The sequence below is a fragment of the Streptomyces flaveolus genome (assembly GCF_000716535.1).
Classification (GTDB): domain Bacteria; phylum Actinomycetota; class Actinomycetes; order Streptomycetales; family Streptomycetaceae; genus Streptomyces; species Streptomyces flaveolus_A.
Genome location: NZ_JNWV01000134.1, coordinates 1 through 914, shown reverse-complemented (window position 1 = coordinate 914; position 914 = coordinate 1). Strand labels below are relative to the sequence as shown.

General features: G+C 72.2%; 2 pseudogenes. Both read right to left on the bottom strand.

Annotated elements, in window-relative coordinates:
* Window positions 1-399, bottom strand: a pseudogene (locus OO52_RS45495) (DUF3631 domain-containing protein); the annotation flags it as partial.
* A 352-nt stretch (window positions 400-751) separates the two neighbouring features.
* Window positions 752-914, bottom strand: a pseudogene (locus OO52_RS54950) (bifunctional DNA primase/polymerase); the annotation flags it as partial.

Sequence of the window (914 nt, the reverse complement as noted above, 5' to 3'; positions counted from 1 at the left end):
GGTGCGGCGGTGTCCGGCGTTGAGGAACCCGCGCAGTTCCTCGTTGTCCCCGGCCTTGGGGCCGAAGACGGTGTCGATCTCATCGAACAGGATCGTCGGTTTGCCGTTGCCGCTGGAGACGGACCGGAACAGCGCGGCGGCGGATGCGTTGACGGCGGTCATGGGCTGCGGCACGAGGGTTTCCACGATCTCCAGCGCCCGGGTCTTGCCCGACCCCGGTTCGGGGGACAGGAAGGCGATGCGGGGGGTGGAGTCGAAGCAGTCGAGCAGGTGGGCGTGCGCGTCCCACAGCGCGACCGCGACGTATGCGGCCTCGGTGGGGAAGACGTTGAACCGGCGGTGGAAGGCTTCCACCTCGTTGAGCAGCGCGGCCCCGTCGATGGCGGCGGGTGCGGTCATGCGGCGGCCCTCCCTTCCCGGGGGTGGCGGAGCGGACAGGTGTCGCGGTGGGCGGTGTGGGCTTCGATCAGCGCGGCCACCTGGGCGTGGCCGACGGCGCTGCGGTTCCAGCCGCACTGGCACTGTGAGGCGGCAGTGGGCATGTGGCCGTAGCGCGGGGAGCTGATGGACAGCCACGCGACGGGGTAACGGCCGTCGCCCTGGCGCGGGTCAGAACGAAGAGCAGAAGGGACGCCCTTACGGGCGGCGACCTTCGGCCCGCCCACCCGCGCACCGGGCGGGCCCGAGACGGCGTCAGACGGCCCGTCAGAAGCCTCCGGGGGGCTCTTCAAGGGGGCGACGGGGCGGGGGCTCATGCTGCCGCCCTGGATGGGTTGTGGGTGATGGACCAGTCCAGGGCGCTCCGGATGGTGGCGCGGCACTCGGCCGGCGGCAGACCGGCCGCCTCTCCCGCCCCTTGAAGAGCCTCCTCCACCATGGGACGGGGCAGTTCACCGGAGGCGACGAACCGGCCC